Genomic DNA, 23,546 nt, shown 5'->3' on the forward strand with positions numbered 1-23,546 from the left:
TAACTCAAAGCATCCCCCGCCATGAAACCTATTAAGCCCCTTCATAGATAAAGAGGCTTAATAAAACGTAGGGTTGAATTCCAGACATATCTTTATGCTGCTATCCGCATCCGAACACGGTCGCCCATCGCCTGGCATCTGCCATCAGCAGACATCAGGAGTAGCGTGCGTTTTCCATTGTGGTACTGAACAATATGCGCATGTGCCCAAGTCGTTGGCCCTTTGTTATACCCCTGATCTAGCTTCGCCGAGACACCCGACACGTATGCACCTTCGGAGATCGATGGTGTATGAGTGTGTCCTGTCGATGTGCGTACGCCGAAACGCTTGAACTGGTTTGGGCTTCCACGACTTCCAGAAATTCCTAGATCACCGTGAAGACCGCATTCTATTCCGTCAACTTGATAACCTTGTCCCGCACCCACAAATTCGACGCTATCCGGTAGATTTGCGAGCCTGAGACCATGCTCGACGACATTAAAACTGTCGTTTCCTGCACGTATCGCTTTATGCCAAGCGGCATTCAAATCGTGCCAGTAATAAGCGTTTTTGACATCCGCCGCGCCGTCAACATTTTTAAGCCAGCGAGCAAGCGCATTGTCATGGTTGCTTTCTACAACGACGGTCGTGCAAAAATCACGTGTACACGCTGCTATAAAGTCCGAGGCTTCCTGCACTTCATGCTCTACGGATTCCGATCCGCTAGCCGACACCAAGGCCATCACATGCGGATCTGCCAAATTGTGGTGATTACGACGTCTGAAATCGAGCGTGTCGTGAAAGAACTGAATTTCGGGCTGAAGGCCATCCAAAATGTTGATGTTGTTCAGTATCTTCTTGGATTTCCGGTCATAACCGAAACTAGCGGCCGCAATCGTGGCATCGAGCTGTTCGTGATGGATATCACCCCATGATATTGCTCGGACACGCTTGTCGCCCTCACAAATTCCATTGACAACGAGCGTATTCAGATCCTGAAAACTGCCATCATCATCGGCCGAAACAGGGCGCAGGAACACTTCGCCGTCGACGTCTATCTCGACAACAGTAAAGCCAAATGTGTGATGAAAAATGCTCTTCTGACCCGCAGCTCTGGCAGTGTAATTCGGCATTGTCACAGTGCCCGTAGACACTGCAAATCTCGGATCTTGGCCCTGTAGACGCGGGATAGATTGAAGAGCAATGCGGCTATGAGGGACAATGACATGGTTGCCATGGTTTTGCGTGAGCCAGCCGTTCAATGGATTGGCAGTCGTCGGAAGCACATTAGCACTTCCTAAATAAAGAACATCCGGCGTCAACTGGACTCGGTCGTGACAAAGATATTCGTGAATGGCAGGGTCATAAACGTTCGCCGCCGCCGCATGATCTTCGAAAAGCCCGAGCTGATACGTATGCCCACCGATAATGATATGAGCGCCAATATAAGCCGCGTAAGCCTGCATATTTCTCAGGAATTCGGTATGAACGGGCGTGTCATCTTGAGCCGCCGAGATGAGAAAACGATGGACTATTCCAGGTTCTAAATCAGCCTGGATTGTCGGCAATTCTTGAATTCGTGGGGCTTTCTTTTTGGCTGGTTTTTCGTCTTCGGCAGGAGCTTCAGGGGCTTCCGATGGCCATACTTTTTCGACTGCCTCGGCTGCGGATTTTGGTGCCGATGGTTTATTTATGGAAAGCCAGATTTTTCGAGCAGCATAAAAAGTAAGTTCACATTTTTCGGCAACTTCGCGGATTGTAGAGCCGCTTTCGAATAGTTTTTCTGGTGTTGGCTCCTCCTCGGAGGAGCCTTCTTCTTCTGCTTCATCGTAAATTGACTTCACAATATGAAGTGGAATATTTAGTTGCTTAGCTGTATCATTTTTAGAAATACCGGATTTAAAAGATGATTTAATTTCATTCACAATTTTAGTCATTTTCTTTGAAATTTCATTCAGATGTTTATCTTTAATTTCTTCCGAAATTTCTCCGTCGTAAAAGTGATCCTGAATTTTATAATAGTTTATACCGAGATGACGGGATGCTGCATCGAATAGATTTTCTTTTTTACTTGTCATTTTGAATTCCTTTCACTCTTGATGACAAGTAAATTATTCGGTGTATTCATGATCAATACAAACACTTTTTTCAATAAAATCAATTACTTGTCGCAAACATTGTTGACGTTTTCAGACGTCACAAGGAGAAAATAGGTAAATTATATTCCAAAATATTTTCTTGCGAACGGCACAATGAACGCCATAGCCGTGCCGAAAAGCGCCGACAGAGTTGCAAATACAGCTTTATCTGCTTTACGCGCTGCTTTTAATTCTGCGACGTCTGTCTCAATTGACGTCAATTTGGACTGCATGGAATTCGAATTTTTCAGAAAGCTATCAAGCTTCTCTTCCATGCGCGCTTGCGAGCGGATAACTTCTAGAAGCTCTTTCGAAGGGAAATCGGTTGTCATAAAAATGGTCTCGTAAACATATCTTTGATAGCTACGAGACCATGTGCTAGTGCAAGATTCTAGCTCGTTGTGGGTATTAGTGGGGGATTTTAATGAGAAAACATTTAATAGTATTGTGCGCTTTATTGGTCATATCATTGCCTGCTATGGCACAATATCATCTTTCGACATCTCCAGATGAATTAAACAAACAGACGCCGGAAGAAATGACAAGAAATGGAATAATTGAAAACCATCTTCGTGATACTTTCGTGTATATTAGAATGGCGCACTCATGCAATAAAAAAGGTCTTATGTTTACGGATGAAGATATTAAAGTAATTGATACGTGGAAGTTAGATGGTGTGGACAAAACAAAAATTGACAGAAAAATAATCGATTACTATCTGAACGACAAACCATGGACGAGTGATGTTGATGATCAATCTTGTAGAGATGTCAAAGAGTCCCTCAGAAGCCAAATTCAAAGACCGATATACAGCACTATAGAAGGTTTATTTAAAGGAACAAAATTGGACTTTAAATAAATATATTCCCGGACAAATCCTCCAGATCTCTGTATAGCGCTCATCGGAAATGGAGATGCCGAATGAGCCAAATTACCGCACTTAAAGTCAAGATCAGCGCAGAAGAAGCTGAAGAACTGAAGACACAGTCAGAAATCACTTCGCTCCCCGAAGACGGTCTCTATCTTCTTTCTGCAATTGAGAAAGCAGTCAGTTTGGGGACCGTAAATGCGGATGACATGATTTCCGGACAAGACATGCTGATTGCAATTGCCGAGAAGCTTGAGAATGAAGGTCATAACCCCGCTGTTCGCGCTGAGCTTGTCGACAAACTGCGCCTCACTTCTTATTATGCGACGACGAGACTGGTGCCTGTCGAAATTCCGTGATAGAGAACTAAAGCATTAACTTGTTGTTAATGTTTGCGGTCTAATGATAGCCGCACAGTTGAGGCCTGCGCCAAGCGCATATAGGTAGACATGATGTCGTTCTCAACTTTCGGTGCAATTCCGACTTGTCCCTTCCATTCATTTTGGGGACTTTTTTTATGTCCAGCATTCTGACTAACGCATCTGCAATGACTGCATTGCAGACCCTTTCTGCTACTAATAAGAATCTTGCAACGACCCAGAGCCGTATTTCTACGGGTATGAAAGTTGCAGAAGCTCAAGATAACGCCGCTTACTGGTCTATCGCAACGACAATGCGTTCGGACAACAAGGCAAACGACGTTATTTCCAGCTCGCTTGGTCTCGGTGGCGCGAAGATCGACACTGCTTACACCGCAGTGAAAGACACCATCTCTGTCGTCGACCAGATCAAAGAGAAGGTTCTTTCGGCGAAGAACGCTTCGGCAGATGACCGTGCAAAGATCCAGACCGAAATCCCCGCTCTGCAGAAGCAGCTTGGTGAAAGCGTTAAGGCTTCTTACGCAGGTTCTAACCTGCTGAGCACGGACTCAGCAAAGGACACTGGAGCAGATGCTCAGCCTAACTTCAGTATCGTTTCGTCTTACAATCGTAACGCTGATGGCACCGTCTCAACAGGTTCCATTGATGTTGCATTGAAAGATATTCGTCTCGTTGATTCTGGCGCTGCTGGCGGAACAGCTACTGGTGGCATTCTTGACAAGACGTTTGCCGTCGATGCTACTACGAATGTCAGTGTACTTGATCTCGATGTTTCCGGTGCTGATATCGATAACGCCGCGCTTGACAAAATGTTGGCAGGCATTGAAACGGCCGCTGGTGGACTTGCTACCGCTGCTTCTACGCTTGGTGCCGCAAAGACGCGCGTTGATCTGCAGACGACACTCGTAAAGAGCCTGTCTGACGCAATCGACCGTGGTATCGGTGCAATGGTTGACGCTGACATGAATGCTGAATCGGCTCGACTTTCAGCTCTTCAGGTTCAGCAGCAGCTTGGTGTTCAGGCGCTCTCGATTGCAAATCAGAGCACCCAGAATATCCTGTCGCTCTTCCGTTAAAATTAACGGATTTTGGGCGGGGCAAGAAGCGGGTGGGCAACTACCCGCTTTTTTTACGTTGCTACTCTGACAACGTTTGTCGCGACAATAGCGCTCGACAGATCACACTTTTCTGTCGAGCCCATCACCAATTTCGTTGACAAGCTGTCTCTGCGTCGAGCGCTGCTATCTCTTATAGAACCTTTATTCGGCTGTGAAATGCGATCTCGACGTGCTTGATCCTGCGCTTGTATACGCATCGCATTCATCGCACCGAATAATTCGCTCGAATTCTCGATTTCCATGTCCATGTCCGTTCTCCTCTAGCTTCCGATAACTGCTTCTTGCGGCAGAAAAATCGGTTTACAAGTCACCGTGATATTTCTGGTCAAAAGGTCTTCTTCGCGGATCGGATCGACGTCGAGTTCTATCCTCGTCGGCAGGCTCTCAATGACAGCTACGGGATCTTGCTCATAGAGCGCCGAAGATTTTTGGAACGCGTAGTCGTTGACGACGTCCACAAAATGCACCTGTGCACGCAGAGCTGAAGCATTCGTCGGCTGAGATGCTGGTGTTGCTGATAATCCATACGTGACTAGGCCTGTTTGCTGCTCCCCAGCTCCAGGTACAGGAGCTAGACTGCCGTCGCCGAGATACGCCAAAAGCGTGATTTCCGCGTATCTTTTTGCGCCAGCGGCCACCAGTTTTATGCTCGAAATCTTCGACTGAACGGTGCCAATTTTGCGATTATAAATTCGACAAAAATCCCCGCACTTCATTGATCTCGCGGTAGACCATTCGCATTGAAAGCTTATTTCAAGACATCTGGCTCGGACATAAACACGGCGCTGGAGCATACGTATGGCGTATCTGACTGCGCGAGTGCCACGGGTCGAGTCAAAAAAACGAGCAGATATCGGATTTATGGCAGCGCGCTTTTCGACTTGTACGAAAGATGAATAAGAGAAGAGCGACGACGCAGTGTGAGCAGTTATACAACGCCACTTGTGCCCATTATATATGACTTCATCACCCACATTGTATTGCATCGGCTCAAGCGTTGTCGGGTCTTCAGCCGTCCAGAGTGGTGTGCTTGGATCTAGATTCAGCGGCGCTAAATTGATGATATCTGCAGTTTCATTTTTGTCGTCGCCCAATATTTCCTGCTGTGCCACAGGCATCGAGATCGTCAAAAGTTCTTCGCGCTGTTGCTGAAAATCATATCCAAGTCGAATTTGCACGCCGACCGTTGCCGCTTGCATCAAGATTTGGCAACCAATGACTTTTTCGTCATTCAGCGCGTATTTTTCCAACCCTGCATCGAATGAATCCAGAATAGAATGTTGGTTGAAATACGTGATCTCAGATTCCGCTACATGCCAGCCAGTGTTTTCACCGACTGAAGTGCCTGGTTGCGGAAGATTCTGCATCAGGTCTTGCCAGCTGTACGTATCAACTGGAAGGCTCACCGCAGGCAATGACTGCACGCCTTTTGCTTCCTGCGTCCAAGAAGCCACTACGCGAAGGCGCGTTTTTGCACGAGGTGGATTCCGCAATGTGACTTGCAGAGTAGTCTCAAATCCATCGGAATCGATGACGTGAGTAGTATCCCCAGTGACCATATTCACGCGTCCAATTTGAAGGGTTTTCCGATCCCATCTCCAGAACTCCAGTCGGCCAGCAAGCGCGCTCATAGGGTCATCTGAGGCATCGCGGCTATGAAAAAGAGCGTCGTACGTCTCGAATTTTTCACGGTCGTCGGGATGCCCATACGGGTCGTATCCATCAATTTCGCCAGTTCTCAGAGCATTAGCGGCGGCTTTTAAGACCACGTCTTCATCAGGGGGTACACACTGAAATCGCAGTGTCAAAGTCTGTTGACCAAGTTCGGACGGCACAGCGATTACTCGGCCGCGAGCGAGTTCGACAGGAATATTATCGGAAGCCAGCTTTTCCGACAGTACGGCATACCTTTCACTCCTGCCGAGCCCAATAAGCCCAAGGCCAGGATTCGGGATTTCCACTTCGAATCCTGATGTGATTATGTCGCCTTCCTCTTGCTCGAAAATGCTTCCACGAATGCAAAATTCGTCTTCGCGAGCGTGCGAGACTGGATCAAAAGGTGTGTTGTATGCGGGGAGCCACGAGAGAAATAACATTAATTATCTCCCTGCCATGCCAAGCCGCCGACTTCTTCAGCTGTAAGGCTCCACTGCACCGTAGCATTTTGTTCATGAGAGCTTACAGACCACGGTTCAGTGACAAAAAGGTCAATCCATGGCCTGTAAAAAATGCGCACAGTCTCCGTCGCTGGCTGGGCTAACGTGATGACTTTATTCCAGACAGTAAAAGGTACAGGCTCAAAATTCTTCGTCAGACAACGTATCGAGGTGTAGCCAGTTTCGTCATCTTTATACGGATAGCGAATGAGCGTTCTGGTCTGCGCACCAGGCTGGATCGCGTCGGCGAATTCGCAAGGTGGAATAATTGTAAAAGTCGACCCAGGCCACATATGAGAAAGCGCAGGCGGACGCATATCGTCGGACGACGAAATCGTGCACTGAAATAATTTGAATTCATCGGCTGCTAGATTTCGCGCTTGGCCGTTCCAGCTTCTGACGATTTGCGCGGAGTCTTCTATCGGTGCAAAATCGACAGTCAGGCCGAGAGCGGTCTGCCAGCCGATAGCTAAATCATCAGATATAAGTGTCGTTGTAATCGGAAAATCGGCCATCAATACCCCCCGTTTCGTTGCATGGAATAGAGGGTTTGATTCATTTTCCGAGCAGTCAGAGGATCTGTCTGAAGCGTCCCCAGATTACGATCATTCAGCGTCAGGTTCACGTTTACGGTTTCAGTCGAAGACCTTGATTTATCGTAATCTTCTTTAGTAGATTTTATATAATCGATTTCTCCGGGTGAAAGTTTAGATTTCCACACGTCGAGTACACCGCCTGGAAGCATGTCGGGATTTTCTAATCCCATCTGCGTGTTGATGCCGTGATATCTAAAGTAATCCCCTTTTCTCTTATCGCTCCAAGTCACAAAACTTTTATCGAAACTTGCGTTTCCAATAGTTCTCAGATTCTTCTGAACTTCTGACTGACGAGCTTCTGCGGCTTCTTTCATTCCCGACAATTCGTAAACTTTTTTGCCGCCCTCCCAGCCGATCATTCCAGCACCGATGGTTGTAGCTATCACTGCCCCAATGGGGCCAGCACGCGCCGCAAGACCTGCTGCTCCTGCAGCGGCTCCAACTCCACCAGCAGCTCCAGCGCCAGCTCCAGCAACGGACGTAGCAATTCCCGCTATACTAGATGCTAAAGCGCCGCCTCCGCTCATAGCGAAGAGCGTTCCTAGGGCTTTCATGAGCTGTCCAGCGGCAGTTTTTGCAAGTCCAAAAAGACCTATAAATTTAAGCATACCGACGAACAGGAGCATTGTTGTTACGTCGATTCCAAAAAGATCGGCGATGGGCTGAATCAGTGAATGGATCGCAGTCAAAACGGTCTTCACCATTTCCAAAGCGTCCATGAAATCTTTACCAAAAGCTTTCGCTTGATCGCGTAAGTCATTGAGCCATTTAAAGTTTTTGGCATCCTGACCAGTCAGAACAGCGTATAAATCCTTTACAAGTTTGATCGCGACCTGGATGCCATCACGGATCTTGTTGAGCCACTCAAACCGCGAATTTTCGCCGTCCCAAAGTTTTTTCAGCTCTCCGTACATGTCCGATATGTAGGCGCGAGCTGATTCCAGCTTCTCAAAAAGGGTGTCGAGCCAAGGCGTTTTGAAGCCAGCTCGTTTTCCTTGAAAGATAGAAATAATATCGCTGACTAGGTTTCTCGCATAGACAAATCCGTCTTTCAGAACCGACGCTATACGCTGACGGTAGCTGACCATAAATTCCGTCATCGCGTCGGTGGATTCCGTGAGAAGTGGCAGGACTTCACGAGCGACGGCCATTTTTACGCCGCTGATGGAACGCCTGAAATTTTCAGCAGATGCTTCGTAAGCTTCACCGATCTGGGTGTCTTTTTTGGAAACTACGCCGCCGAGGCGTTCCAATTCCTTTCGATAATTTTCAATAGCTGTCCGACCGCCTTCTAAGAGCGGAACCATTTTTGCGCCAGCGTCTTCACCGAAAAGTTGAATTGCGAAACGCAGACGCTGGGTCGGATCATCGACTTTCTGCATCGCGTCGGAAAGCGCAAGCAGGCCCTCCATGCCGCCCTTGCTCGCTTTTTCTACGTCTAACCCATACTTTTCTAGGCCGAATAACGCTTCACCTACTGGGCCAAAAGACTTCTTCAGAGTGCGCTCGGCTTTCTCAAGCTCGTCCAACTGTTGACGCAATCCGTGTACAAAAGTCTGCGTTTGCAGGTTATTGTTTTCATATGGAGCCGCGCGAGCAATGTAGTTTTCGAGCTGACCTTTTCGCTCTTGGATGCCTGCAAGTGACGACATCCGCGCTTGGCCAACAGCATCCCCTGCAGACGTCAGACCACCAACATCGCCTGCTCGAAGTGAGAAAATGGCATCTTTACGCGCGTTATCTTTAAATGAGCTGAATTCGTCATTGGCTTCCGAAATCTTCTGTCGAATTCCCAGAAATTCATTGCCGATTTTAGCAAGGCCTTTCACGATCTCATCGCCTGGCACGCCTTCACCTGCACCAGCAAAGCCCAGTACCGATAAGTCTTCAGGCGACACACCGAGCGATCTGGATTGCTTGGAAAGCTTGTCCCACTCGCCTGCGGTGTCTTTGCTCATTTTGATGGCAGCGGCGCTAACCGTGGCTAAAGCGGCGACAGCTGAGGCGGCACCGATGGAAATGGTTTTGAAAGCCGTTTCCGCGCCAGTTTTAAGACCGCCGAAGCCGACCTTGCCGACTGACAAGCTGGCTGATTGTAGCGTGGCCAGAGATCGCTTCGACTTCTCGATGTCTTTTTGAAATGGTTCTAAAGCCTTGGCACCGCTCTGCTTTATATTATTGATGCTGTCGCGAGCAGATTGCTGGAATTTACGAAAGCCAGAAACTGCCTCGGACATACCGCCCAGGCTGAATTTCGTTTTAATTTCTGGCGTTACATTAGACATTCCTTACAAACTCTTCCCAAACTTTTTTATCTCCACTTTGTGCTACCAAAAACGCTTCAGCCATTTGAATCTGCTTGCGTTTTTCGTCGCCTCGGAGAACTTTCATTCTCATTATCAACGCGCGCGGTGAAAGATTTAAGCCCGAATTTCCGGTCTGATTCTCGTAGCTGATGGCGTCTTTCACGAGACCAACAAACACCCCTGTAAGATTCAGACCGCCCTTGCGCCGAGGACGCGGAAACGTCATTTTTTGGGAAAGATTGCTTGAAGCGCCGCTGTGACTTTCATAAAAAAATCTTCGAGTGATCCTTCACCTAAGGTCACTTTCACGGATGAAGAGAAAAGCGCTAGCGTCAGATCGTCTGGCTTCTGAGTGATCAGCGTCTCAAAAGCGAGATCGCCTTCTTTTCCTGCAGCACATGCAATGAATGCGGCGGCGGCTTCGATGCCAGAATCCATAAACACGGATATTAGTGATGGCTGAAGCTCCTCGGGCAAAAGATTGCCATCCTTATCGAGTTTTGGCTCGAACAAATCGATAAGTTTTGGAAAGCGTTTTACGAGGCGCAAGCACTCTAAAATAGTAACTGGACGCAGTTTTGTAGTCATACCAAGAATTTCTACTTCTTGATAGGAATGGTCTACTGCTGTCAACAAATCATCTATAGACTTAATTTCTTGTTTTACTGTTGAATTCATTAGTATAACTCCTTGAAATATTTAATGAATTATTAATATTAGACGGCAGTCTATATTAATGCCGTCTTTTCAATGTTTTAGGATGCTTTCGGGATGGTTCTCATCTGACCGTAAGACTTGCCATTACCCTTTCCAGACGTCGCAAAAACGCGGCCTGTGAGGGTAGCCTGGTTCAAGCTCTCGGTATTGATCGACGGCACGGCACCGCTCGGACGAAGTTCGACGTCCCAGTACGTCTGCTCCACTTCCTGACCCGGCATACCATCGGCAACAACGCCGATAATCACCAGCTCGCCGCGAACACCGGACGTTGCCATAATGCCAAGATCCAATAGCTTTTCTGCTTCGGTGATAGCTGGAAGCGTGAATTCAACAATGGCGTCGGTACCAAAGCCCGATGGCAAAGCAATGATTTCCACAAAGCCCGTGCGATGAACGGTGTAATGCTCATCTTCAACAAGCACACCAGACGCGTCGTCGGTGATCTCGGTGATGACAGGATTCAGGCCATCGACGCGGAAAATATCGCCAACTGCGACGTCTTCGAGGGTCATCGTTCCTGCGGTTACAGCCGTCTGCGTCAGATATTTCTTCTCCGACATGAAAAGCGCCTGGTGCAGGATTTCAGTCCAGCTTTCGCAAGTGATATTGATCGTGCCGTCCTTGCCGACTGCCCAAGATCCAATAAGCCTGCGGTCGCCAAACTCGGCGGAATAGCTTTCAACCTCGGTCAGATTTGGCGTGAACTCAACGGTCGGACACGATCCGAGAGACACGTATTTATTTGATCCTTTAATTTTAAAAGCGACCTGACCGCCTGAAATTCTCTGTTTGTCGGTGATCTGCTGAAATGCGTAAGTTCCCATATATTTTCTCCAAAATTATTGATGTAAATTGACGTCTGGCTCAGTGTCTTTTGTCATCACCGAGCATGAAAAATTGAGTGGCTGAACGACGATAATGCCGTCTTCTGTCGACTCTCCTGACATTGTGCCGGAGCCGTTGAAGCGCCAGAACATGAGCTTTCCAGCGTTCACCGAGGACGGCATCAGAAGTGCCTTCTCTACAACTACGGATAGCTCATCCAGGATGTCCTCAGCATCGTCGTGCGCGTCACGCACGGCTAATGTAACCGCGATCTGCATGTTGCGCTGAAGGACACGGTTTCCGACTGGATTCTTGTCAGCCAGATCGACATTCTCGGTGACAGAAACAATTGCCATGGGAAATTCGTTTCGCTGTGCTGCGCGATATGTACGGCTCTCCGAATAAACAGAAGCGAGATCAGGAAGGGTCTTAAGAACCTCCTTCACACCATCCCTAATCTGTTTCTTCACATGAGCCATCAGTCAGCTGATTTCCTGAAAAGTTTGATCTCAAGTTGATGGTACCCATCCCCTCTGCAAGATTCTATTCCGTATCTGATGCCTGAAATCGCCAGCTCATCGCGGTTAGAAAACATCAAATCCAGAGACCCCGACGCGCGACCAGGTGCCAGTCGCTTCGCATCTTCGATGAGCACGAATGCCGTTGGCTGGGCTTCCTCAACTTGCACTCCGGCCGCATCGACAGGCGCATATGCGTCATTAAAAATCAGCTGAATCGGCTGCGGATTGTCTGCATCGTGTTGATGCCAATAATGACTTCCGCGTTCACGAAAAACGCGGTTGGCTGTGCGTGCGAGTGTGCGGAAAGCGGGATGCTTAGACATTTGCACCAGCTTTCATCTGCTCGATCTCGTAAGCTAATTTGCTGGTGAGCAAGTTCAGAGCGTCGATTTCCTGTCTCTGAAGATTTATCAGAGCTTCGATACCTTCCTGACCTCCGACATACGGGCTGTATCTGGAGATAGCCGACACATCTAATCCTGAGTCGAAATTCTCGACGGCCTTGTACGAAAGCGATTTGCCTGACAGACCTAAGACCTGAGCTATTGCGCCGCCTGTGATGCTGATCTCTCGATCAGTAAATGAAAGCGAGCGCACTTCCAGACGAATGCCGCCTGCGAAAAAATTAAAAAAGCAGTCAGGTATGCCTGCCGTATTCAAATTTCCAAGAATATTCGGTACGTCTAATATCGAACCTGCTGAGATCGAGTATGGAGTACCGTCAACTGTGATTTCAAACGTATCCGTATCAGTCAAATACGCAGAAAGATCGCTATTTTCTGACAGAAGATTCCCCGTATTATCGGGAAAAATGTATCCGGTATTGATGATCATCGGCTGATCTAGCAACGGCAAACTAGCAGACCGAGATGCCGCCGAAGCCGCCGCTCTTGCATCTAGTGAAAGTCGCTGAATCTGTTTGTCGACTGTACCCTGAGACGTCCATACGTCAGTATCACGAAGAGAAAAAGGTACCTCAACAGCCGTCGAAATAGCGCTCTGGCCTGCTAAACCAAGCACATACCACATATGCTGATAGTCCGGAAAACCGGGCGTCGGGAATACAATGCTATCGCCACCGCCAATTTCAAATTTGATCTGCCCGCCAAATAGTTCGACAGTGTACGAGACACCATTCATCGACGCGATGTCGATGAATTTCGACAGGACGTCGTTCATCGTGTCAGTCGCAACGAACTGGATTGCTTTATCTTCTCCGTTTACTTGGAAGATGTAATCACGCTCGGTGACACCGTATTCGGCCAATTTCGAAGTTTGCGAAAGCCAATTGTTGGGCTGGCCGAAAAGCCAGGCTGCTGTGTAATCATTCCTATTTTCATCGACTAGAGCAAAACGAATATCGCGAAGTGCCGTGATTTCTTCGTCGTGCATTTCGATGGTTGACTGCATTGTCGACACGTCAGATGCGACCTGAGATACCTGCGTTTCCATCGGTGCGACCTGACTATCTCGCATAAAAGCAATGTCGTCCGACAGCAGACCAAGGTTGTTTTCGAGATCAGTTACACGGCCTTCGAGAGCCGGATCGACCCCGCCAGATGTTGCTTGTGGGAGGATAGGATTCATCATTGCTTAGCCCTCCAGAACGTACACGAGAGCCGATTTCTCGGCTGAAAAATGCAGAGTGCATCCAGCGTCTACAGAGAAGCTGAAATAACCGCCTGCGGTGAGCGGTAAGCCGAAATACGGAGTGAAAGGTTCGCCAGTCTTATCTGTATAAAATAGAACGTCTGAAGTCGCATAAATCTGCACAAGTGATGTATTTGCTAAGACTGTGTAAGAAAAAGGCACATCCTCACTTACAGAAATTTGGCTAACATTCATCGAAACAGCTGATGGAGCTGGATGCGCAGGCATGCCACCGTTTGGCGCAATAGCGGTCTTTACAACAGGTATGGTCATCTAAAAATCTCCTAAAAATATCGGCTCCGAAATATGAAAGCCGAAGGCAAGAAGGAGCCACTCGCCCTCGGCCTGATGCCCGCGCTAGGAGGAGAAAGCGCGGGGAAGGCAGATTACTTCTGCTTGATGCGAACGATCGCTTTCGGAAGAACGGCGTAATAAATTGCGTTCTGCTCGGTAGCCAGATCAACACCACGGCCAAAAGGCATCGGCTCCGACATCATATAAAGCGGTAGTCCAATCGTATTAGCAGCTTCCACTGTGTCAGCTGGCGCAAAACGGCTCTGGAAGAGATTCTGCGAATTCGGCACAAGATAGCTTTCGCCTTCGGTGATGAATTCCACATCGCCGACCGTATTATTGTGATAGCTGACGACCTCAATATCGTCGGCGATCATGAAGCCTTTGCGATTATCAGCGCGCAAGAATGCCCCATCCTGCCAACGCTCATATGCCGCCACGACGCTCGGATGCGAGGTAATGGCTGAAAAAATCGTAGGAGTGCAAACAAGTTTCCAACCGCTGTAAAGCAATGTCCCACCGATGGCTTTTTCACCCTTGCGCTTAGCAGCGATGAGTTCATCACGAATATTGATAGACACATCGGTGAAATCGATATCGTGCGTGTTGCGAGATACCTTGAATTCCTGATGCCAATCGTAAATTACTGAGCCATCAGCATCGCGCAGGATACCCGAGATTGCACCAGCTTTGGCGAATTCCTCGGTCACGTCATGATTATCACGCATCGAAACGTACTTTTCAGCAAGCTTCGCTTCGACGGTTTCAAAATCACTGGATGAGCCGAAAGCACGAACGCCCTGGACTTCAGTTGCCTTAATCATGTCGTAGTGCGGGTAATGAGGAATAACGAAAGAGCGAGCCTTACGCTTCGGATTTGCCTGTCCCTTACCGATAGTTCCTCGAGCCGCTGAAGGAATAACAGCAAGACGACCTTCTAGCTCTTCGACAATGATCGAAGTTGTGTTCACACCCTGACCATTCCAGTTAAACCAGGTTCCCAGCTGGTGAGGCTTTTCAGGAATCATGTTCACAGCGGACGTCAACGACGTGAAGCTGAAGAGATCGCTATTAAAAATGTTTGCGAGATTACTCATAAAATTTCTCCAAGTATCTGTTTTGTTTAATTATTAAATGGTGTCGCGAACCTTGATGCCCTTGGCTGCCAAAAGCGGTACGACATCATCGACGTCGATAGAAGCATCGAGCACGAGTTCGGAATCCTTAACCTCGGCATCGCCCGTGATAGCAGCGGCATCAGCATCGCCGAGCGTGGCATCGGTGAAGCGAGCTACGATAGCGAGGTCGCCAGCCAATCCATCGGAGCCATCGTCCAGGTTTGTCGCGGTCGCTAATTCATACTTTCCAGCAAGCAACACGACGATAGAACCTGGCTGGTAGACGGCTGTTGACTGCTTCAAAGTGACGGCATCGCGGCTTCTAAACCCGTTCGCTTCGCTGATAAGAAAAGCCTCATCGCGAGGACTCATAATTAATTCAGGCATTATATTTTCTCCAAATTTGATCTGTTAAAATGTTCAGAAACGGCCCCTTACTTGAGGCCATTCCTGCGTGCGTAGATTGCTGATGTGTCGAGAACCTGCGGAGCAGAGCGCTTGCGCGGTTCGATGTCTGATGCTTTCGAACCGAAATCCGAAGTCGCAGAGCGAGCCGCGATGGCATCGCCGACCGCTTTACGGATCTTCGAGGATCGCGTTCCGAGCTTTGCTAAATCAGTGACGAGCTGGCCGAGACCGTAAGACTTCGCGACGGAGCGAATAGAACGGATTTCCTGTTCTTCCTTCTCTTCATCTTCGTCATCAGCACGCTTCTTGCGCTCGTCCTTGAGTTCATCCTCGTCGTCGTCATTGCGCTTCTTGCGCTTGCGTTGCTCCTGGTCTTCGTCATCATCTGCACGAAGCTTGCGAGCACGCTCGATTAGCTCTTCAGGTGCTTCATCGCCAAGTTCAGCGACAGCGTCTTCAACGGCAACAACGGCTTCTTCTACTGCCGCAACCGCGTCTTCTGCAGTTGTGATCAGGTCTTCAAGAGTGGATTCATCCATGTTTCTTTTCTCCAATTTTCTAAGTTTTCGGGTGGAATTGGCCTTCGGCTTCGCCACCTTGGGCTTGTTGCGGAAGGAAATCGTTGGTGTCGGAATAATTCGACCTGCTGACCTGACGGACGCATTGGGGTCAGCGCCAACAGCTACAAGGCTGGCCTCATAAAGCGTCCATGACGTCGCATAAGCGACTGGCACGTCACCGTCTCGATGTTCGATTTCGTATGAATTTACGCCGTATCCGGCAGAAATCTGGTTGTAATGGCCGTCGACAATATCGCCGATGAGATCGGAATTGCGTGAATTCAGGACGGCAGTGCCGTGTACTTCAGTGCCTACACTTCTGACGTCGTCAACTTTTCCCAAAATCGTGTTGACGCCTGAAAAAGTGTCATGGCAGTCAACCAGAGGCATCCCGACCGTACGAGAGAAATCAAGGCCAGATGCCAGCAGCACTTCATCGACTTCTATATATGCGTCGTCGGCATCTAACTTAGGCTGATCCGGATTACGGATCGACGTCCTGACAGGCGTCTCTGTGCTGATGACGATGCCGAAAGATTTCTTATCGACATCAACAGAAGCTGGCACGCGAGCAAAAGCCCGTGTGCGCAGTTGTCCTTGATTTTGCTGAAGTTTCTTCGGCATTCATCGTCCCAGAAATTGTTATCTGAGATGATGATGAATGCCGCTTCTGCAAGATTCTACTTCGAATTCTTAAAAAATCGGGACTAACAAATTAAGTTGTAAACTATCAGCGTTCGGCTGTATCTCTACATGTGCTAGCATTATCGGGGGAAGTATGCGCCTACAATTATCCATTTTAACAACCTGCGTCATCTCAGTCTTATTCGTGCCGGAGTCAAATGCGGATTCATATTTATGTATTTCTGAAGCGTCCGGTGGGGTTGCGTTAAATAACGGTAAGTGGATCGGAACGTCATTCAGAGTCAATGATGAAAAGTATATAATCACATCTAAAGATAACCGAAATTATTCCATCAAACTTATTGGAGATAATAGTAATTTATTCACTTGTGAGAGAGCTTCCACGGGAGGAGAGCTCTCAACCCGTATTATTTGTGGCGGTCTTGGATATGGCGCGATATTTGATTTCACAACTAATAGATTTCAATATTACTACAGTTTCGGCTTTATAGATGGACAGGATGATGGAAAAACACGCCGTCAATAACTGTTACAAAATGTAGTGAAATTGAAGTGAATTAATGAGACATCAACTTACAGGGAATTCTGGGCTTTATCACGTAGCCAGAGAACTTTCTCGACGCGGATGGCATGTTATGCCAACTGTTAGAAATGCCCGTGGTGCCGATCTTTATGCGGCATCCGACGACGAGAGCCGCGTATTGCCAATCCAGTCAAAGGCGCTGAGCAAACGCGCTCCGGTTCCTCTCGGCACATCGCTCGACAATTTGCGCTCGCAATGGTGGATAATCACCGTAAACGCGGTATCCGATTTGCCGACGTGCTATGTGATGAAACTGGACGAAGTTAAAGCAGCGGCTCATGAAGGCGTAAGTCCGACAACTGGCAAATTCTCATATTGGCTTCAGCCGAAATCTTATGACCGTGACGAATTCAAAGAAGCATGGCATCGTCTGGGTGATCCATCTGGGCTGTCACTTAAATCTCTACAATCGACTGCCGAATTATGAATTTTTCGGCAGCCGTCGCAGTTTTTCGGCAGATCAGTGAACTGGCGGCGATATGTCTTCTGCCGCGACGGCGGCAGTTTCCGAAGAAAGAGTAATAGGTTGCTTAATACCGCCTGTTGACTTCCAGAATTCATCAACAGCAGGCGACATGACCGGTAGACCGAAGGCATCACGGAAAGCGGCTTCATCTTCAGATTGCGGTGTAATTGCACCAGCACGGACGGCGACGCCATATTGCTCAACTGACGACGTCAAGTCGTCCTTCACGACGGCTGGGTAGAGCGGATAAGCCACATTTATCTCGCGAGCACGACGCATATCTTCAGCATTTTCTGCATCTATATCTTCAGCATCTTCACCGAAGGATGCGGCTACTCGCTTGCGACTTGTGAAGCCATTTTCGACGGCTTTTACGAATGCTTCGATCTCTTGGACTGGATGAATATGTCCGCGCGCAGGAGCCATCCATTCTACATCGTACAAATCTTCGATGTCCTGACCTGCAGGCAGTGTCCAAAGACCATGAAGGACAGCATAAGAAAGGAACCGCTTCCAAACAGGAGCACAAAATTGGTTGACAAATAGGTGGTATTGGATGCTCTCGATGAAGCGCTGGGCTTCGAGCATCACAGCTCTGTAAGTGCGGTCATTGAGCTTCTCAAAATTCATCGTGATATGTTCGACGGCCAATCCCATGGCTACCGCGAGGCCAGATAAATGCTCTCGACGGAAGACACCATAATTAGCGTCAGACTGCGTTTGAGGCGCAAATTCGACATCCCAGTCCTCGGGCACGACTGCAAATGAACCGCGTTCGACGGCAACAAAATCGGTGCCGTTTTCGTCTGTTTCTGCTTCGAATTCTTCCGATGGCTCATCTGTCGAAAGTCGTGGTTTCTTGAAAGCGCCAGCGAATCCAGCTTGCGTAAGCTGCTTCTCGACTTGAGCTTCATCGCTAGTGCGAATTCGTTCAGTGATATTGAGCGCCGATGCTCCCCAAGGATACCCACGTGAATCTGATAGGCGCTCTGGCATATAAATATGTAATACGTCTTCAGCAGATACACGTTTAGGAATGAGTGACTGCTGACCGGTGCCTTGCCAATCCTTGGGATGAAAATCGTATAACCAGTAGCCAGATGGCCGCTCGATGCCGTCTCTTTCCACTCCAGATACGATCCAGTTGCCGTTTGGAGCTTGCATCGTGTAGTCGAGTGGCAAATGGTCGGCTTCTAGCATCTGAAGCTGAAAATTGATACCGCTGCGCATATCACCTTCGCGGCGTTCCCTGAATCGTATAATGGCTTCGCCGTCGCGTGGAATGACAAAACCAGCTACATATTGAAGACCATAGAAATCCATTCGGCCGCGAACGTCGGCCTCTTTCTGCCAACGATTCCAGAGTTTCAGAAGCGCTTTATCTTTGATGACGGGTTTGATCCCATAATGAACCACATTATTCGCAACCTGCCTGCAAGCCTGTCGATAAAAACTGTCATTGGCATACATCCAACGTGAGCGACGTCTGACTTTTTCGATTTCGGAATTGTATCCGTTAGGGCCGACGTCAACGGATTGTTCGATTGTTTTTGAATTTGAAGCTGCTTCAAAGAAGTGTTTAGCGGACTTGAAAATATTAGAAAAAATGGATGACCTGACACTGCGCACATGCGTGCTGATGCGTCTGGATTTTGGTGCTGAAGTGCGTGTTTGTGCTTGCTGAATAGACATATTAGTACCCCCTTTTCACGACAAAGGGGAGCAGCTTCACGTAAGCTTTCTTGCGCTTGCCTTCGAGTTCGTCGATCCGTGCATAAAGCTGATCTAAAATGTTCGTTGCGTTTTCGAAATTCGTATAAGAAAGCGAACCGCCTGCTGGATAGCTGATGCTCTGAGCACCGGATGAGATACCTTCTTCAAGTGCAAATATTGCTTCTTCTAGTTGTGGCTTTGTCCAGCGCCTGAATAACTTCATTCCAAAATCTCCAAAATCTCCAAAATATACCCCGTATTACCAACGTCTCGCCGTCGAGCTGACAACTCTTCCGCCTTGTTTTTTCCGCTTAGCGACAGGCTTCGGAGCCACCTTTGGCACCTCGGCCTGAACTTTTTCGGCACCATGCCGAAGCGGTTCGTTCTGCTTCTGAATACCCTTTGTTCTCTTTATATTAGAGGCTGTGGATAAACTTGTAGCAGGCGCGTCGTCCAACAGTTCCCCCGTTTCGGGGTCATGCGGAGGTAGCGCATCACCAATTCCGAGCTTCTCGGCTGCAAGATTCAAGTCGCGATAAACCGAGCTGGATGCCTGCAATCCACAGAGAGCGGCATACGCGTAGACGAGACAGTCCCACGCCTCACCGGTGTTCTTGCCTTTTCGCTTCCAGTAGCGACGTCCTTTTTTGTCGACCATCAGCTTTTCGGCAGTTAGATCGTCAAAATAGGTTTCAGGTAAAGTATGAGGAAACGACGACGCACCAGGGCCGCGAATGGTCAGGCATCGGCCGACGAAGTCCTTCGCGAGCTGGGTGTCGATCATATACCAGCTTGTGCCTGTCTTTCTCGAACGGGACGGTTTCTTTGGGAACACCAGGGCAGATCGCGTGCCAAGTGCATTGTTCCGACCCTTTACGGCCCATACTCGGCTGGTAGCCCGAGCCTTGGCATAGGCCTTCGTCTGATCCCCATAGTGACCGCCCATATCGATAGCCGTGGCAAGGATCTTCATCTCCGTACCGTCAGCTTTTCGATAGATTTTCGTTCGGATGGCATCGAGTTCGGCATCAGCCGATGCATCTCCCGGTTCACCCTCGACGACATGGTGAGCTATCACGCGAGGAATCTTGTTACGAGACCAACCGACGATAGTGATCTCTCGCGATGCTAACTGGTCGGAAATACCGCCATCCTTAAGCCCTTCCTTGTTCGACTGGGTATCAACGCCTGCAGTGAGGGCGACGACGTCGTCCGGCACTTCTGCACGATATTTGGTCTGGAGAGACCGAATGCTCTCTGGATCAAGGGTTTCGCCGCCGAGATCATCCCAAGGCTCGGCCATGCAGTTGTTAATGAATTCCTTGAGCTTTTCGGTGTCTCCTTTGATGCCTAACCACTGTTGCGCGATATCTACCCAGCAGGCTTTTGGGGCAGGAGAATACCAGCGTGGCCAGTGATAACCACGATGTCCAGGTCGCGTTGGAATGGCGGTCGGAACGAATTCACCCGCCTCAACCATGTCCTGCTTATGATATTCATCAATCCGGCAACCTTCGCCTTCGCAGACATACCAGCAGTCGATGACATGGTCGTGCTCGTTGGTCTTCCACCTGAATCCGTAAGGTGTCTTGTCAGAACCCCATTTCAAAACCTGACGCTCGCCGCAGTGAGGGCAGGACACGAAGAAGCGTCGTTGATCAGATTCCAGCCATTCACGGTAAATGAGAGATGTCTCTCGATTAACCGGGGTCGAACCAAGAAACATTTTGGCATTGGAGAATGCAGATCCACGGGCCATAAACATGGCCACTTTGTCGCCCTGCGACCTCTCTGTTGACTTCCATCCATCGGCGTCCAACTCGTCGCCCATCATCCACTGGACAGAAATTCGTCGGAAGGCATCGTCGCTGGCAGCACCACGGAAATAGAGCGCAGCGCGGTTCAAGAAGCGCCATTCATCCCACGTGTCGTGGATATCTCCCTTCTTGGGAGTGCGAATTATTTCCTTCAGGATGTCGTCAAAGTGAGGCTTAATCTGATCCTTGAAATACCCCTCGGCATCGCCTTTTGTCGGCTGTGCGAGTGCAATTTTTACGCCGAGGTATTTAAGACCATAGAATAGAATACCCTTCATAAAGGTCGACCAGCCGACCTGAACACCTTTCAGAACAGTTATCTGATCAACGTCCGCGTCCATCATATCGAGCGCGACAGGACGCTGAAATCCCAGCAGTTTTAGATTACCAGGCCGAAAAGTATCGCCTTGCGGGATCTTGATATTCTCTTCGATCCACTCGACCGGATTCAGATAAGGGGGGATTTGAAGGGTATTATTGCGAAGGTCATCAAGCGCCACGTCCAAAAGACGTTCGCTTTCTGATAAGTCGAGATGATCAAAACCTATTTCATTCTGAAGAACTTCGAACATGCGGATCACCCATCCGCTTGCTGAAACTCTTTGTCAGCCCGAAGCGACTTCAGCATATTGCGAACCTGCTCCTCGGTGATTTCTTTCACTTTGGGAGCATCCTTGCTGGCAACACGACTGGATATGGCATCTGGCAGCGCCGATAGATGACTTCGAATTTCGGAATAGTCGGTCGAAACGCGCTCACGGACATACGAAATACGAACGACGGTTTTCACATCCTCGGCTGCGGCAATACCGTCGATAATGGCGTTGGAGACAGCACGTAGGCGCTTTGCTTCTGCCTCCGACATTTTGCCATCCATTGAAGCGCCAAGCTTCTCCGCCGTGGCTTCTGCTGCTCGGTTTTCGAGCCAACGCACCACTTCTGCCGAGTCAAAAATCCATGGCTTGCCGATGCTGACATCAGCCTTTTCTACGAATGGCAACCCGGCATCCAACCATTTTGAAATGGTGTTCCTGTCGCGGTCGAGAATCGCCGCCAACTCCTTCAGAGAAACCTGACGAGACTTAGCGACGTCGCGACGCGAACCGTTACGAGTTGTCGGTGCTGTGCTGGTTTCTACCGCAGTTTCGTCACCGGATTTCAGCACCCTCTCAGTTGATTTATTTCCAGCCATGGCCGCTCCAAGATTTGAAAACTCCTTGGATTTATTGGACTTCAGCGGTCTGCAAGATTCTAGACTAAACCCTTCGAGGTCAGGGGTGGTGATGATGAACCCTAAAAAAAATTTTGCGAAAGAGAGATAGCATGCGGTCGCCAATTACCCGCATCCTTTCAGAATTCTTCAGGGTCCCATCGAATAAAATTAAATCTTCATTATATCTTTTACGGTAAGAGAAAATTTACCTGTTGAAACAAAGTATACAGCCATTCCAATTAAATTAACAATTACCCCTACAACACCAAAGCCAAATAGTGGACTTGGGTCAAATCGATAGTGATTTTCGATGTTAACTAAAACTGTAATCACGACACCAAGCACGTATAAAACATAAGCGAGGCAATAAATTACAGCGCTGACCCGAACTACGTATTTGTTAGGTTTGTTTTCCAAATCTATCGCCCCAAATCACGAATTCAAATGCAATTAAACAAAGAACTAATTTACCGCAAGGCCAAGTTCGCGCAAAAATTGTGGCTACCGGAGAAATTTCGGCGTTCGAATTACTTCTTCTGAAAGTTCACGCCAGCGGCTTCTTGCAATTCCGCATTCGTAAAGAGATTGTAGCCTTCTTGAGCAGCTTGACGATGTAGATCAGCCCAGTACTTGTTGCGTCCCTCATCATCTGGGGCCATGTCATACCATTCACCCCACTCATATATTTCATACTCAGCTTTGTGCTGTTTTATGTATTCGTCCGTTTTGTAAAGCATCTCTAAACAAGTACTTCTAGACTCTGGATTGCAATCATACATTGATTTCATTGTTCCAGATAATCTCGCTGAAACAAGGTCATCTAGAGCAAGCTTTGCCTTCTTTATTCCGATATTTGCTGCGTTCAAAAGAACAAGTTTTTTAGGATCTTTATCGCAGTCCATCTTGGAATAGACGTTCGGTGCAATGAGACGTTCTTGCTCGAAGTCTGATTTGTTAAACCTATCGACGTCAATTCCACCTGAGTACCATGCGCTCTGAGTTAACGCGGCTAAAACGATGTATCTATTTTCATTCTGATCATCTGAAATCGTTTCATATGAGACCGATAAACGGTCATCCTCTTTCTTTTTCTCGTCACGGTATTGTTCAAGCTTTGGAAAGAGCATGTAACAAGTCGATACGCCATTGGAACATGTACGCTCTGGAGCCACGCGCCAAGTCAGCGATCCTTTATCCCATCTTTCCAGATACAGCTTACTTTCCCAGTCAAAGCCTTTAGTGCCATAAAGATAGAAGTCGGCTTTCTGCTTACCTTGAGCATGCCAAGCAGGCTGACCAGCTGGGCATTGAAAATCGGCATAAGAAGCTGAGACGGATGCAACGAGAGCAGCTATGCTCAACGCAATTGTACGCATGTAAAATCCCCCTAATCACTGCATAATAGCAAAGCCGATGGGGATTTCTATCTACACTTTCAGATGATTAGCCGCCGGCGGAAAATCCATAAAAGA

The 23,546-nt window shown here is 48.3% G+C and carries 26 protein-coding genes; 4 read left to right on the forward strand and 22 right to left on the reverse strand.

From position 1 onward, the window contains the following. Positions 1–92: 92 nt before the first annotated feature. Both ABDF71_RS09870 and ABDF71_RS09875 read right to left on the reverse strand, forming a co-directional pair. On the reverse strand, positions 93–2,057 hold the full coding sequence (locus ABDF71_RS09870) for a hypothetical protein (RefSeq protein WP_500061510.1): 1,965 nt from the start codon (positions 2,055–2,057) through the stop codon (positions 93–95). Positions 2,058–2,197: 140 nt separating this feature from the next. Further along, positions 2,198–2,449, reverse strand: coding sequence for a hypothetical protein (locus ABDF71_RS09875; protein WP_500061511.1), 252 nt, complete (start codon positions 2,447–2,449; stop codon positions 2,198–2,200). A gap of 92 nt (positions 2,450–2,541) precedes the next feature. Between ABDF71_RS09875 and ABDF71_RS09880 the strand changes: the two genes are divergently transcribed. The 3 genes from ABDF71_RS09880 to ABDF71_RS09890 all read left to right on the forward strand — a co-directional run bounded on the left by ABDF71_RS09880 (position 2,542) and on the right by ABDF71_RS09890 (position 4,441). Further along, entirely contained in the window at positions 2,542–2,976 is a 435-nt protein-coding gene (locus ABDF71_RS09880) for a hypothetical protein (RefSeq protein WP_500061512.1), read from the forward strand. 62 nt (positions 2,977–3,038) lie between these two features. Continuing rightward, positions 3,039–3,344, forward strand: a complete 306-nt coding sequence (locus ABDF71_RS09885) for a hypothetical protein (RefSeq protein ID WP_500061513.1) — start codon at positions 3,039–3,041, stop codon at positions 3,342–3,344. Between the two features lie 158 nt (positions 3,345–3,502). Then, a complete protein-coding gene (locus ABDF71_RS09890; protein ID WP_500061514.1) occupies positions 3,503–4,441 on the forward strand; it encodes a flagellin N-terminal helical domain-containing protein in 939 nt (312 codons plus the stop codon). Between the two features lie 53 nt (positions 4,442–4,494). On the opposite strand, the gene ABDF71_RS09895 is transcribed toward ABDF71_RS09890, so the two are convergent. The 14 genes from ABDF71_RS09895 to ABDF71_RS09960 all read right to left on the reverse strand — a co-directional run bounded on the left by ABDF71_RS09895 (position 4,495) and on the right by ABDF71_RS09960 (position 16,261). Continuing rightward, on the reverse strand, positions 4,495–4,731 hold the full coding sequence (locus ABDF71_RS09895) for a hypothetical protein (protein ID WP_500061515.1): 237 nt from the start codon (positions 4,729–4,731) through the stop codon (positions 4,495–4,497). A gap of 12 nt (positions 4,732–4,743) precedes the next feature. Next, on the reverse strand, positions 4,744–6,579 hold the full coding sequence (locus tag ABDF71_RS09900) for a carbohydrate-binding protein (protein WP_500061516.1): 1,836 nt from the start codon (positions 6,577–6,579) through the stop codon (positions 4,744–4,746). Continuing rightward, entirely contained in the window at positions 6,579–7,154 is a 576-nt protein-coding gene (locus ABDF71_RS09905; protein ID WP_500061517.1) for a hypothetical protein, read from the reverse strand. The genes ABDF71_RS09900 and ABDF71_RS09905 overlap by 1 nt, the downstream gene beginning before the upstream one ends. Continuing rightward, on the reverse strand, positions 7,154–9,520 hold the full coding sequence (locus tag ABDF71_RS09910) for a phage tail tape measure protein (RefSeq protein ID WP_500061518.1): 2,367 nt from the start codon (positions 9,518–9,520) through the stop codon (positions 7,154–7,156). The genes ABDF71_RS09905 and ABDF71_RS09910 overlap by 1 nt, the downstream gene beginning before the upstream one ends. Continuing rightward, positions 9,513–9,767, reverse strand: coding sequence for a hypothetical protein (locus tag ABDF71_RS09915; protein WP_500061519.1), 255 nt, complete (start codon positions 9,765–9,767; stop codon positions 9,513–9,515). Before ABDF71_RS09915 ends, ABDF71_RS09910 begins: the two co-directional genes overlap by 8 nt. After that, the gene (locus ABDF71_RS09920; RefSeq protein WP_500061520.1) at positions 9,764–10,219 is read right to left on the reverse strand and encodes a hypothetical protein; all 456 of its coding nucleotides are present in this window, start codon (positions 10,217–10,219) and stop codon (positions 9,764–9,766) included. Before ABDF71_RS09920 ends, ABDF71_RS09915 begins: the two co-directional genes overlap by 4 nt. 77 nt (positions 10,220–10,296) lie before the next feature. Next, positions 10,297–11,085 (reverse strand): phage tail tube protein, encoded by a 789-nt coding sequence (locus tag ABDF71_RS09925; protein WP_500061521.1) that lies wholly within the window; start codon positions 11,083–11,085, stop codon positions 10,297–10,299. 15 nt (positions 11,086–11,100) lie between these two features. Further along, complete coding sequence (locus tag ABDF71_RS09930) at positions 11,101–11,565, reverse strand: hypothetical protein (protein ID WP_500061522.1); 465 nt, start codon at positions 11,563–11,565, stop codon at positions 11,101–11,103. Continuing rightward, on the reverse strand, positions 11,565–11,930 hold the full coding sequence (locus ABDF71_RS09935; RefSeq protein ID WP_500061523.1) for a hypothetical protein: 366 nt from the start codon (positions 11,928–11,930) through the stop codon (positions 11,565–11,567). Before ABDF71_RS09935 ends, ABDF71_RS09930 begins: the two co-directional genes overlap by 1 nt. Next, entirely contained in the window at positions 11,923–13,197 is a 1,275-nt protein-coding gene (locus tag ABDF71_RS09940) for a hypothetical protein (protein ID WP_500061524.1), read from the reverse strand. Before ABDF71_RS09940 ends, ABDF71_RS09935 begins: the two co-directional genes overlap by 8 nt. Positions 13,198–13,200: 3 nt before the next feature. Further along, on the reverse strand, positions 13,201–13,530 hold the full coding sequence (locus ABDF71_RS09945) for a hypothetical protein (protein ID WP_500061525.1): 330 nt from the start codon (positions 13,528–13,530) through the stop codon (positions 13,201–13,203). A gap of 113 nt (positions 13,531–13,643) precedes the next feature. Beyond that, positions 13,644–14,648 (reverse strand): major capsid protein, encoded by a 1,005-nt coding sequence (locus ABDF71_RS09950; RefSeq protein WP_500061526.1) that lies wholly within the window; start codon positions 14,646–14,648, stop codon positions 13,644–13,646. A gap of 33 nt (positions 14,649–14,681) precedes the next feature. Beyond that, positions 14,682–15,056, reverse strand: a complete 375-nt coding sequence (locus ABDF71_RS09955; protein WP_500061527.1) for a head decoration protein — start codon at positions 15,054–15,056, stop codon at positions 14,682–14,684. Positions 15,057–15,103: 47 nt separating this feature from the next. Then, the gene (locus ABDF71_RS09960; RefSeq protein ID WP_500061528.1) at positions 15,104–16,261 is read right to left on the reverse strand and encodes an HK97 family phage prohead protease; all 1,158 of its coding nucleotides are present in this window, start codon (positions 16,259–16,261) and stop codon (positions 15,104–15,106) included. 581 nt (positions 16,262–16,842) lie between these two features. Here ABDF71_RS09960 and ABDF71_RS09965 point away from each other — a divergent pair. Then, the gene (locus tag ABDF71_RS09965) at positions 16,843–17,292 is read left to right on the forward strand and encodes a hypothetical protein (protein ID WP_500061529.1); all 450 of its coding nucleotides are present in this window, start codon (positions 16,843–16,845) and stop codon (positions 17,290–17,292) included. 33 nt (positions 17,293–17,325) lie between these two features. Here ABDF71_RS09965 and ABDF71_RS09970 read toward each other — a convergent pair whose 3' ends face one another. The 6 genes from ABDF71_RS09970 to ABDF71_RS09995 all read right to left on the reverse strand — a co-directional run bounded on the left by ABDF71_RS09970 (position 17,326) and on the right by ABDF71_RS09995 (position 23,450). Further along, positions 17,326–19,023, reverse strand: a complete 1,698-nt coding sequence (locus ABDF71_RS09970) for a phage portal protein (protein WP_500061530.1) — start codon at positions 19,021–19,023, stop codon at positions 17,326–17,328. A 1-nt stretch (position 19,024) separates the two neighbouring features. Continuing rightward, a complete protein-coding gene (locus ABDF71_RS09975) occupies positions 19,025–19,267 on the reverse strand; it encodes a hypothetical protein (protein ID WP_500061531.1) in 243 nt (80 codons plus the stop codon). A gap of 36 nt (positions 19,268–19,303) precedes the next feature. After that, a complete protein-coding gene (locus tag ABDF71_RS09980) occupies positions 19,304–21,433 on the reverse strand; it encodes a terminase gpA endonuclease subunit (protein WP_500061532.1) in 2,130 nt (709 codons plus the stop codon). A 5-nt stretch (positions 21,434–21,438) separates the two neighbouring features. Beyond that, on the reverse strand, positions 21,439–22,197 hold the full coding sequence (locus tag ABDF71_RS09985; RefSeq protein ID WP_500061533.1) for a DUF1441 family protein: 759 nt from the start codon (positions 22,195–22,197) through the stop codon (positions 21,439–21,441). A 45-nt stretch (positions 22,198–22,242) separates the two neighbouring features. Next, a complete protein-coding gene (locus ABDF71_RS09990) occupies positions 22,243–22,491 on the reverse strand; it encodes a hypothetical protein (protein ID WP_500061534.1) in 249 nt (82 codons plus the stop codon). 110 nt (positions 22,492–22,601) lie between these two features. Beyond that, a complete protein-coding gene (locus ABDF71_RS09995) occupies positions 22,602–23,450 on the reverse strand; it encodes a hypothetical protein (protein WP_500061535.1) in 849 nt (282 codons plus the stop codon). Positions 23,451–23,546 lie beyond the last annotated feature (96 nt).

Origin of the sequence: Ochrobactrum sp. WV_118_8, from assembly GCF_039631535.1 — a bacterium.
In the GTDB taxonomy this organism is placed as follows: Bacteria; Pseudomonadota; Alphaproteobacteria; order Rhizobiales; family Rhizobiaceae; genus Brucella; species Brucella anthropi.

Excerpts from the sequence above, each read along its gene's own strand:
- ABDF71_RS09955 (WP_500061527.1), bottom strand. The coding sequence starts at position 15,056 with ATGCCTGAATTAATTATGAGTCCTCGCGATGAGGCTTTTCTTATCAGC.
- ABDF71_RS09945 (WP_500061525.1), bottom strand. The coding sequence starts at position 13,530 with ATGACCATACCTGTTGTAAAGACCGCTATTGCGCCAAACGGTGGCATG.
- ABDF71_RS09940 (WP_500061524.1), bottom strand. The coding sequence starts at position 13,197 with ATGATGAATCCTATCCTCCCACAAGCAACATCTGGCGGGGTCGATCCG.
- ABDF71_RS09950 (WP_500061526.1), bottom strand. The coding sequence starts at position 14,648 with ATGAGTAATCTCGCAAACATTTTTAATAGCGATCTCTTCAGCTTCACG.
- ABDF71_RS09880 (WP_500061512.1), top strand. The coding sequence starts at position 2,542 with ATGAGAAAACATTTAATAGTATTGTGCGCTTTATTGGTCATATCATTG.
- ABDF71_RS09965 (WP_500061529.1), top strand. The coding sequence starts at position 16,843 with ATGAGACATCAACTTACAGGGAATTCTGGGCTTTATCACGTAGCCAGA.
- ABDF71_RS09920 (WP_500061520.1), bottom strand. The coding sequence starts at position 10,219 with ATGAATTCAACAGTAAAACAAGAAATTAAGTCTATAGATGATTTGTTG.
- ABDF71_RS09960 (WP_500061528.1), bottom strand. The coding sequence starts at position 16,261 with ATGCCGAAGAAACTTCAGCAAAATCAAGGACAACTGCGCACACGGGCT.
- ABDF71_RS09895 (WP_500061515.1), bottom strand. The coding sequence starts at position 4,731 with ATGGACATGGAAATCGAGAATTCGAGCGAATTATTCGGTGCGATGAAT.
- ABDF71_RS09875 (WP_500061511.1), bottom strand. The coding sequence starts at position 2,449 with ATGACAACCGATTTCCCTTCGAAAGAGCTTCTAGAAGTTATCCGCTCG.
- ABDF71_RS09915 (WP_500061519.1), bottom strand. The coding sequence starts at position 9,767 with ATGACGTTTCCGCGTCCTCGGCGCAAGGGCGGTCTGAATCTTACAGGG.
- ABDF71_RS09885 (WP_500061513.1), top strand. The coding sequence starts at position 3,039 with ATGAGCCAAATTACCGCACTTAAAGTCAAGATCAGCGCAGAAGAAGCT.
- ABDF71_RS09890 (WP_500061514.1), top strand. The coding sequence starts at position 3,503 with ATGTCCAGCATTCTGACTAACGCATCTGCAATGACTGCATTGCAGACC.
- ABDF71_RS09975 (WP_500061531.1), bottom strand. The coding sequence starts at position 19,267 with ATGAAGTTATTCAGGCGCTGGACAAAGCCACAACTAGAAGAAGCAATA.
- ABDF71_RS09870 (WP_500061510.1), bottom strand. The coding sequence starts at position 2,057 with ATGACAAGTAAAAAAGAAAATCTATTCGATGCAGCATCCCGTCATCTC.
- ABDF71_RS09970 (WP_500061530.1), bottom strand. The coding sequence starts at position 19,023 with ATGTCTATTCAGCAAGCACAAACACGCACTTCAGCACCAAAATCCAGA.
- ABDF71_RS09995 (WP_500061535.1), bottom strand. The coding sequence starts at position 23,450 with ATGCGTACAATTGCGTTGAGCATAGCTGCTCTCGTTGCATCCGTCTCA.
- ABDF71_RS09935 (WP_500061523.1), bottom strand. The coding sequence starts at position 11,930 with ATGTCTAAGCATCCCGCTTTCCGCACACTCGCACGCACAGCCAACCGC.
- ABDF71_RS09905 (WP_500061517.1), bottom strand. The coding sequence starts at position 7,154 with ATGGCCGATTTTCCGATTACAACGACACTTATATCTGATGATTTAGCT.
- ABDF71_RS09980 (WP_500061532.1), bottom strand. The coding sequence starts at position 21,433 with ATGTTCGAAGTTCTTCAGAATGAAATAGGTTTTGATCATCTCGACTTA.
- ABDF71_RS09930 (WP_500061522.1), bottom strand. The coding sequence starts at position 11,565 with ATGGCTCATGTGAAGAAACAGATTAGGGATGGTGTGAAGGAGGTTCTT.
- ABDF71_RS09910 (WP_500061518.1), bottom strand. The coding sequence starts at position 9,520 with ATGTCTAATGTAACGCCAGAAATTAAAACGAAATTCAGCCTGGGCGGT.
- ABDF71_RS09925 (WP_500061521.1), bottom strand. The coding sequence starts at position 11,085 with ATGGGAACTTACGCATTTCAGCAGATCACCGACAAACAGAGAATTTCA.
- ABDF71_RS09900 (WP_500061516.1), bottom strand. The coding sequence starts at position 6,579 with ATGTTATTTCTCTCGTGGCTCCCCGCATACAACACACCTTTTGATCCA.